Raw genomic sequence first — 8,775 nt, forward strand, 5'->3', positions numbered from 1 at the left:
AGCGTGGGTCGCCGTGGGGTGGGGGATGGGTCTCCGCGGGACGGCTCTGCAGGTGGAGGATGTGCCCGTCGAGGGGGATCGGATCGGAGTTCGCCGTCCGCGATACTCGGCGACTCTGAAGGTTCCGAGCTTGTGACGTGCATCACCATAGCAGGGATGCCAAGGGAGTCAACGGGAACGGGCGCCGCTCCCGAAGGAACGGCGCCCGTGGGGGGTCCGGACTATGCGAGTGATCTGGGGGGATCGAGGGTGCGCAGTGCCGCGAGGAAACGCTCGGGGATCGGCGCCTTGGTGCCGTCCGGGTTCCGGACGGCGAACGTCATCCTGCCCTGCGCGACCAGTTCCTCGCCGCGCTCGAAGTCGAATGCGAGGGTGTAGGAGGTGTTACCGATGCGGTCGAGTGCGACCGTGCACGTGAGTTCGTCGAACACCCGGCAGTTGCTGATGTAGTGGCATTCGGACTTCAGGCCGACGGTGTAGACGCCGACGGTCTCGAGCAGGGTGTGACTCGCGAGACCGAACGAATGCAGCCACACGCTGTAGGTGCGCTCCATCCACGGATAGTTGATCGCGAAGTACGAGATGCCCACGGCATCGCAATCGCCGTAGGACAGTTGAAACCGCTGCTGGGTGACCGGGGTCGTGGTCAAGGTGATTTCCTCGGTCATCACGGGTGCCCCCCGTCGACGGTGATGATCGAGCCGGTCGTGAAGCTCGAGGCATTGCTCGCGAGGTAGAGCGCGGCGCCGACGATCTCGTCGGGCTGCCCACCACGTTTGGCGGCGAAACCCTGCGCGCGCTTGCCGAATGCCTCCATGTCCCAGGAGTTGCTCACGTCCGTCAGGAATGTGCCGGCCATGATTGCGTTGCTGCGAACCTTCGGCCCGAACGCGTGCGCCATACCGATCGTCACGACGTTCAGACCCGCCTTGGCCGCAGCGTAGGGGAGGATGTCGGGTCTCGGATGGACCGATCCGGCGCTGGAAATATTGATGATGGACCCGCCGTCGCCTTCGGCCATTCGTGTTCCGACGAGTGCGGCGAGTCGGAACGGGCCCTTCAGGTTCACGCCGATCACCTTGTCGAAGAGCGTTTCGGTGACGGTGTCGAGGCTGTCGTACAACGGGGACATCCCCGCGTTGTTGACCAGAACGTCGACCTTCCCGAAGTGGGCGTACACCGCGTCGGCCAGCTCTTCGATGGATTCCCAGCGGCCCACGTGGAACGAGTGCGCCAGGGTCTTGCGCCCGGTCTCGGCGGTGATCTCGTCCGCGGTGACCTGGCAGGACGCGAGATCGCGGCTGGCGATCACCACGTCGCATCCGGCGCGGGCGAGCCCGAATGCGATGGCACGACCCAGGCCCCGGCTACCTCCGGTGACGATCGCGACGCGGTCGGTCAGATCGAACGCGCGCTTCGGGTCGAACTCCGGAACGGACTTTCCGGTTGACGATTCGGCCATCTTCTTCCTCCACAGATTCCGGTTGACGGGTCCTAATTCCTTGTTATTGTGATCATAGATTAGCGGATAGTGATCCAGTTCACGAGTCGATCGGACAACGCGCCTCACCACGTTCCGCTTCGAGCCCGACGGTAGGCCGCTTCGCCAAAAAGGAGTACACAGTGAGCAACGACCAGCAGGATCTTTTCGCCCTGCCGCAGCGATACCTCGATCTGCAGGTTGCGGCACGCGAGCTCGCTGCCGACTGCATCGACATCGCGGCGCGGGCCGACGAGGCCGACAGTTTCGACCCGGACGTACGCAAGCGTCTGGTGGCATCACGGCTCACCGAGGTCGTCGTCCCAGCGGCCTACGGGGGCCGTTTCGACAAGGTCGATTCGCTCGCCGTGACCGTCGTGCGCGAGGCCCTAGCCGCCGAGTCCGCCCACCTGGACTCCATGTTCGCGATGCAGGGCATCGGCAGCTACGGCATCGGCGTCGGCGGATCCGAGGAACTCAAGCAGGAGTGGCTGCCCAAGGTCGCGCGCCTCGACGCCGTCGCCGCACTCGGCCTGACCGAGCCGGACGTGGGATCCGACCTCAAGGCTCTGTCGACGACCATCGTCGAGCGCGACGGCAAGCTGGTCGTGAACGGCCGCAAGTCCTTCATCACCAACGGCGGTGACGCGGACTTCTACAGCATTCTCGGACGTGAGGGCGACGGCTACTCCCTCGTGCTCGTGCCTGCCGAGGCAGCGGGCCTGAGCACCGAACGTCCGCACCAGATCATCGCGCCGCACGTGCTGTCCGATGTCGTCCTCGACAACGTCGAGGTCCCGGTCGGCAACCGCATCGGTGAGCCCGGCAAGGGATTCGCGCTCGTGCTGGCAACGCTCGCCACCTTCCGCGTCTCCGTCGCCGGTGCCGCGGTCGGCCTCGCACAGGCCGCCCTCGACGAGGCGGTGGCTCACGCGAAGACCCGTGAGGGCTTCGGCGTCACGCTCGCCCGGCTCGGTTCGGTGCCGGAGCACCTCGCCAAGTGCTGGACCGACATCGAGATGGCCCGCTCCCTCACCTACCGTGCGGCCGCCGCATCGGCCCGCGACGCGCGTGCGAACCTGCACCTGTCGTCGATGGCGAAGGTCGCGGCGACCGAGGTGGCGGCGAGCGTCGTCGATCGCTCGGTCCAGGTCGCAGGACGCTTCGGGCTCGTGCGCGGCGGAAAGCTCGAACGCCTCTACCGCGAGGCCCGGCCCATGCGCATCTACGAAGGCTCGACCGAGGTGATCTTCGATTCGCTTGCCAAGCAACTCGTGCGGGATGCCGGCTAGGCAACCGATCGGACCGGAGGCAACGAGTATGACGAAAGTCGACAAGACGAAGCTCGAGCGAGTGGTCATCCGCTTCGCCGGCGACTCGGGCGACGGCATGCAGCTGACAGGTGACCGGTTCACCGCGGAAGCCGCGGTGTTCGGCAACGACCTGGCCACCCAGCCGAATTTCCCCGCGGAGATCCGCGCGCCTCAGGGCACCCTGCCGGGAGTGTCGTCGTTCCAGATCCAGATCGCCGATCACGACATTCTCACCGCCGGTGACCGTCCCCACGTGCTCGTGGCGATGAACCCCGCGGCGCTCAAGGCGAATGTCGCGGACCTGCCGCGCGGCGGCACCGTCATCGTGAACACGGACGAGTTCACCAAGCGGAACCTGAGCAAGGTCGGGTACACGTCGAATCCGCTCGAGGACGGCAGCCTGTCGGACCTGGTCGTGCACGCGGCGCCGATGTCGTCGCTGTCCGTCGGCGCGGTCGAGCCGGCAGGGTTGAGCCGCAAGGACGGCGAACGATCGAAGAACATGTTCGCGCTCGGTCTGCTGTCGTGGATGTACAACCGGCCGGTCTCCGGGATCGAGGATTTCCTCCGGACGAAGTTCGCGAAGAAGCCGCAGGTCGCCGAGGGCAATCTGCTGGCCTTCCGGGCCGGATGGAACTACGGCGAGACCACCGAGACATTCGCGACCACCTACGAGATCGAGAAGGCCGATCTCCCGGCCGGAACGTACCGTCAGATCTCCGGCAACACCGCGCTGGCATACGGATTGGTGGCGGCACAGCATCTGTCGGGCCTGGAACTGTTCCTCGGGACGTATCCGATCACGCCGGCCTCCGACATCCTGCACGAGCTGACCAAGCATCGGCGTTTCGGTGTGACCACCTTCCAAGCGGAGGACGAGATCGCCGCCGTCGGTGCCGCGATCGGTGCGTCCCTCAGCGGTGCTCTGGGGGTGACGAGCACGTCCGGTCCCGGGCTTGCCCTCAAGAGCGAGGCCATCGGCTTGGCCGTCATGACCGAGATCCCGCTCGTCGTCGTCGACGTCCAGCGCGGTGGACCGTCCACCGGCCTGCCGACCAAGACCGAGCAGGCAGATCTGCTGCAGGCTCTGCACGGCCGCAACGGCGAATCGCCGGTCGCGGTGATCGCTCCCTCGTCGCCGGCCGACTGCTTCGACGCCGCGGTGGAGGCCGCGCGCATCGCGGTGACCTATCGGACTCCGGTGCTCCTGCTCTCGGACGGCGCCATCGCGAATGGTTCCGAGCCGTGGCGTATTCCGTCCGTCGATGCGATGACGCCCATCGATCCGGGCTTCGAGTCCGCGCCGACGGTCTCCGGGGTGCCGTTCCGGCCGTACGCCCGTGATCGCGAGACACTCGCGCGGCCGATGGCGATTCCGGGTACTCCGGGACTCGAACACCGTCTCGGCGGCATCGAGAAGGCCAACGGCAGTGGCAACATCTCCTACGAGCCGGCCAACCACGATCTCATGGTGCGGCTGCGGCAGGCCAAGATCGACGGCATCGATGTTCCCGACGCCCTGGTCGACGACCCGTCGGGAGAAGCCGAACTGCTGATCGTCGGTTGGGGCAGCTCGTACGGGCCGATCGGTGAGGCATGCCGACGAGCGCGCCGCCGGGGAACGAAGGTCGCGCATCTGCAGATCCGGCACCTGAACCCGCTTCCGAAGAATCTCGGCGACGTGCTGAGGAGCTACCGGACGGTGATCGCGCCCGAGATGAACCTCGGCCAGCTGTCGTCCGTGCTCCGCGCGCGCTTCCTCGTCGACATCCAGCCCGTCACCAAGGTTCAGGGCCTGGCGTTCCTGGCGGACGAGATCCTCGACGCGATCGATGCGGCGCTGGCCGGCACGTTGCGCGGCTGGGAAGAATCCAAGACCACCACGGCACTCGCCGAGGCAGAATACCGTGCCTCGACCGGCTGTGAGGAGGAAAACGCATGACCGAGTTGATAAGTCGCGTGGGAGTGGACCTCGGTCTCAGTGCCACGGCGTTCGTTCCCCGGGCCGACGCGCCGCAGAAGGCCAAGGACTTCACGAGCGACCAGGAGGTCCGCTGGTGTCCCGGCTGCGGCGACTACGTGATCCTGGCGGCCATCCGCAACTTCCTTCCCGAACTGGGATTGCGCAGGGAGAATATGATGTTCGTCTCGGGAATCGGCTGCTCGAGCCGATTCCCGTACTACCTCGAGACCTACGGTCTGCATTCGATCCACGGTCGCGCGCCGTCCATCGCGACCGGACTGGCCGTCATGCGCCCGGACCTGTCGGTCTGGGTGGTCACGGGTGACGGCGACGCGCTGTCGATCGGCGGCAACCACCTCATCCACGCTCTGCGCCGCAATGTGAACATGAACATCCTGCTGTTCAACAACAGGATCTACGGCCTCACCAAGGGGCAGTACTCGCCGACCTCCGAGGTCGGGAAGGTCACCAAGTCGACACCGATGGGGTCGGTGGACCATCCGTTCAACACGATGTCGCTCGCGCTGGGCGCGGAGGCGACGTTCGTCGCCCGGGCGCTCGACTCCGACCGCAAGGGGTTGACGGAGGTGCTGCGGCAGGCTGCCGAGCATCGCGGTACCTCGTTCGTGGAGATCTACCAGGACTGCCCGATCTTCAACGACGGCTCGTTCGACGTGCTGCGCAAGGACGACGCCGAACAGCGAGTCGTGCCCGTGCGCCACGGAGAGCCGATCGTCTTCGGCGCCGATGGCAGGAAGTGTGTCGTGCGGGACGGTTTCGGTCTGCGAGTCGCCGACACCGATACCGTCTCGCCCGAGGACATCGTGGTCCACGACGCGCACTCGGATGATCCCGAGTATGCGTTCGCGTTGTCGCGGTTGTCGGATCAGGACCTCGAACACACGATCTTCGGTGTGTTCCGGGCGGTCCGCCGGCCTTCCTACGACGATCTGGTGCGCGAGCAGAACGATTCGGCTCGCACCGGTCGTGCCGGTGACGGAAAGGCGTTGCAGGAGTTGCTGACCGGTGCGGACACCTGGACGGTTTCGGGCTGAGCCGGACGCCTCGGGCAGTGTTCCGGGCCGTCGCACTCCGGGTCTAGACAATGCGCATGATTAGTATAGAGTGATGGCTGTCACATCTCATCACTTCTTGATTCTTCGTCGGTAGGAGCAGTAGCAATGTCGCTCAGGAACGAGATCGAAAACGCCCTCGCCCGATACGCTCTCGCGTACGATGACGGTGATATGGACGGCGTCGAAACAACTTTCGGCGAGCAGGCGGTCTTCACCATGCGCATCGGCGACGGCGAGCTCGTCGGCCCGCTCGAGGGCCGTGACGAGATCATGGGTCTGTTCCGCGGCGCACACGAGTCCCAGTCCGATCAGCGTCGCCACATCACCACGAACCTGATGGTCGACGAAATCGACGAGAAGAACGTGCGCACCGTGTCGTACCTGCTGATCACGTCCGCGGCGGACGGGGCGCTGACCGTCCTGACCACGGGCAAGTACGAGGACGAATGGACCAAGTCGGGCGGCGAATGGGTGCTGGCGAAGCGTCACATCGCTCTCGACCTTCCTTACTGATCTCAACTGGGAGACGTTGTCGATGACGATGAATCAGGGTCTTATCCCGGCCAAATGGGCTGCACTCACCCCGAACAAGATGGCGGTCTACGACGTACCGAACAACCGGCGGATCAGTTTCGCCGAGCTCGACGAGAGGGTGCGCCGGCTCGCGAACGGTTTGCGGGCGCTCGGTCTCGAGAAGGGTGACCGCGTCGCGGTGCTCACCAAGAACAGCATCGAGTTCCAGGAGCTCTTCTTCGCCGTCGGTCGGGCAGGGCTCATCCTGCAGCCGCTCAACTGGCGACTCGCCGACACCGCCCTGCTCGAACTGCTCGCCGATGCCTCGCCGCGAGTTCTCATCACCTCCAGCGAATTCCGTGCCACTGCCGAAGAACTCACCCGGGTCGCGAACGTCGACCATTGGCTCGAATTCGGGCCCGGCGGCGCAGGCACGTACGAAGACATGCTCGCCGCTGCGAGCGCCGACGAACCGATCTGGACGCCGACCGTCGGCAACGACGATCCCTTCTTCATCCTCTACACCGGCGGCACGACCGGACAATCCAAGGGCGCGTTGCACTCCCACACCAGCGCGGCCGCCGGCATGCTCAATCAGACCGTGGCCGAACGGGTCGTCCCGTCGGATGTGTACATGCTCACCGGGCAGATGTATCACATCCCGGTGGTGCTCTCGATGAACTACATGAAGCACGGTTGTCCTGTCGTTCTGGTCAACTTCCAGGCCGAGCAGGCCCTCGGGATCATCGAGCAGGAAAAGGTGTCGGCGTTCCTCGGCATCACCACCATGCTCAACTGGATGATGGCCGTCGAGGGCTTCGATCGATACGACCTCTCCAGCCTGCGGAATATCCAGTACGGCGGCGGTCCGATGCCGTCCGCGATCGTCCGGCAGGCACTGGAGGCGTTCCCCTGCACCCTCATTCAGGGCTACGGCCAGACCGAGGGCACGACGATGTCGTTCCTGTCGCAGGAGGACCACCTCGATGCGGTCAAGGGCATCAACGAACATCGCCTCAAGTCCTGCGGCCGCGAAGGTTTCGGCACCACGATCCGCGTCGTCGACTTCGACGGCACGGAGGTGCCACGGGACGGCAAGACCCCCGGCGAGATCGTCGTCCGCTCCGAGGCCAACATGCTCGGCTACTGGAACAAGCCCGACCTGACCGCACAGACGCTGCGGGACGGCTGGATGTGGACCGGCGACGTCGGGGTCTGGGACGAGGAGCGCTACATCTACATCGTGGACCGCGCGAAGGACATGATCATCTCGGGCGGGGAGAACATCTACAGCATCCAGGTCGAGGAAGCGATCGGCGCACACCCCGCGGTGCTCGAATGCGCCGTGATCGGCATTCCCGACGACGAGTGGGGCGAAGTCGTCAAGGCCGTCGTGGTACTCAAGCCCGGCCACACCGCCACCGAGCAGGAGATCATCGACACCGCCAAACGCAATCTGGCCTCGTACCAGAAGCCACGGTCGGTGGACTTCGTCGATGCCCTGCCCAAGGCTCCTACCGGCAAGATCATGAAACGCGATCTGCGGGAACCCTACCTCGACGCGGCGGCCGCCCGATGACGGTCGGCACGGAGCGTAGGACACCGAGCGAATCGGAGCTGGGCGCTCTGATCGGTACCCCCTTTCCCGGCGGGGAAGCCACGCTGGAACCGTGGTGGGTGCACCTCGTGCTCGACAGCATGCTCGCCGACCCCGCCGACGGCGGCGCGCATCCCGTGCTGGTGTTCCTCGTCGCGACCGGGTCCATGGGCTGGAGCTGGGACGAACTGTTCGCGTTGTTCGGGGCCTCCGACGCCGACGGTCCGATGGCGGGGGAGACCGACACCGTGGTGTACAGCCCGCTCCGGGTGGGTGGCACCTACCGGGTGTCGGGTGAGATCGTCTCCGCCGTCCGCAAGGTCGGCCGCCGTACCGGCGTGTTCGACATCGTCGGCTACCGGCTCGACCTGCACGACAGCGAGGGCGCGCACTGCGCGTCGACCACGAACTCGATCGTCTTCCCTCGTCGAGGGGAGCAATTGTGAGACCGACCGTTGGACAAAAGATTCCGGTGAGGATCATCGACTCGGTGGATCCCGCCCGCATGAAGACGCTCTCGGCGCTCATGCGCGACCCGAATCCCATCCACTTCGATCGATCCGTGGCGAGCGCACTCGGTCTCGGTGATCGCACCGTCAACCAGGGGCCGAGCAACATCGCCTACGTGATGAGCATGCTCGGAAACTGGGCGGGGGGAACCGACCGCATCACCCGATACCGGTTCCGATTCCTCGGCAACGTCTTCGCAGGCGACCGGCTGCAGGCCTCCGGGACGGTCACCGCAGTCGACGAGACACCCGAGGGCCTGCTCGTGCAGTGCGAGCTCGCGCTCGACGTCGTCGACGGCGCCCGCGTCCTGGAAGGGACGGGCA

Annotated in this window: 9 protein-coding genes; 7 read left to right on the top strand and 2 right to left on the bottom strand. The window is 65.6% G+C overall.

Annotated elements, in window-relative coordinates; genetic code table 11:
• Positions 1-221 precede the first annotated feature (221 nt).
• Entirely contained in the window at positions 222-656 is a 435-nt protein-coding gene (locus I0Q12_RS10660; protein ID WP_197251953.1) for a thioesterase family protein, read from the bottom strand.
• 11 nt (positions 657-667) lie between these two features.
• The gene (locus tag I0Q12_RS10665) at positions 668-1,462 is read right to left on the bottom strand and encodes an SDR family NAD(P)-dependent oxidoreductase (protein WP_197251892.1); all 795 of its coding nucleotides are present in this window, start codon (positions 1,460-1,462) and stop codon (positions 668-670) included.
• 161 nt (positions 1,463-1,623) lie between these two features.
• Here I0Q12_RS10665 and I0Q12_RS10670 point away from each other — a divergent pair, with 161 nt between their 5' ends.
• From I0Q12_RS10670 to I0Q12_RS10700, 7 genes are all read left to right on the top strand, one after another.
• Entirely contained in the window at positions 1,624-2,772 is a 1,149-nt protein-coding gene (locus tag I0Q12_RS10670) for an acyl-CoA dehydrogenase family protein (protein ID WP_197251893.1), read from the top strand.
• A 28-nt stretch (positions 2,773-2,800) separates the two neighbouring features.
• A complete protein-coding gene (locus I0Q12_RS10675; RefSeq protein ID WP_197251894.1) occupies positions 2,801-4,735 on the top strand; it encodes a 2-oxoacid:acceptor oxidoreductase subunit alpha in 1,935 nt (644 codons plus the stop codon).
• Positions 4,732-5,811, top strand: coding sequence for a 2-oxoacid:ferredoxin oxidoreductase subunit beta (locus I0Q12_RS10680; RefSeq protein ID WP_197251895.1), 1,080 nt, complete (start codon positions 4,732-4,734; stop codon positions 5,809-5,811). Before I0Q12_RS10675 ends, I0Q12_RS10680 begins: the two co-directional genes overlap by 4 nt.
• A gap of 126 nt (positions 5,812-5,937) precedes the next feature.
• The gene (locus tag I0Q12_RS10685; protein WP_197251896.1) at positions 5,938-6,345 is read left to right on the top strand and encodes a nuclear transport factor 2 family protein; all 408 of its coding nucleotides are present in this window, start codon (positions 5,938-5,940) and stop codon (positions 6,343-6,345) included.
• A gap of 22 nt (positions 6,346-6,367) precedes the next feature.
• Entirely contained in the window at positions 6,368-7,924 is a 1,557-nt protein-coding gene (locus I0Q12_RS10690; RefSeq protein WP_197251897.1) for an AMP-binding protein, read from the top strand.
• Positions 7,921-8,388 (top strand): hypothetical protein, encoded by a 468-nt coding sequence (locus I0Q12_RS10695; RefSeq protein ID WP_197251898.1) that lies wholly within the window; start codon positions 7,921-7,923, stop codon positions 8,386-8,388. The genes I0Q12_RS10690 and I0Q12_RS10695 overlap by 4 nt, the downstream gene beginning before the upstream one ends.
• A partial coding sequence (locus tag I0Q12_RS10700) for a MaoC family dehydratase (RefSeq protein WP_197251899.1) occupies positions 8,385-8,775 on the top strand: 391 nt, incomplete at its 3' end. The genes I0Q12_RS10695 and I0Q12_RS10700, both read left to right, overlap by 4 nt.

The organism is Rhodococcus sp. CX (assembly GCF_015865005.1).
Classification (GTDB): domain Bacteria; phylum Actinomycetota; class Actinomycetes; order Mycobacteriales; family Mycobacteriaceae; genus Rhodococcus.

Coding starts and splice junctions, on each gene's coding strand:
- I0Q12_RS10665 (WP_197251892.1), bottom strand. CDS start 1,462: ATGGCCGAATCGTCAACCGGAAAGTCCGTTCCGGAGTTCGACCCGAAG.
- I0Q12_RS10675 (WP_197251894.1), top strand. CDS start 2,801: ATGACGAAAGTCGACAAGACGAAGCTCGAGCGAGTGGTCATCCGCTTC.
- I0Q12_RS10680 (WP_197251895.1), top strand. CDS start 4,732: ATGACCGAGTTGATAAGTCGCGTGGGAGTGGACCTCGGTCTCAGTGCC.
- I0Q12_RS10685 (WP_197251896.1), top strand. CDS start 5,938: ATGTCGCTCAGGAACGAGATCGAAAACGCCCTCGCCCGATACGCTCTC.
- I0Q12_RS10690 (WP_197251897.1), top strand. CDS start 6,368: ATGACGATGAATCAGGGTCTTATCCCGGCCAAATGGGCTGCACTCACC.
- I0Q12_RS10695 (WP_197251898.1), top strand. CDS start 7,921: ATGACGGTCGGCACGGAGCGTAGGACACCGAGCGAATCGGAGCTGGGC.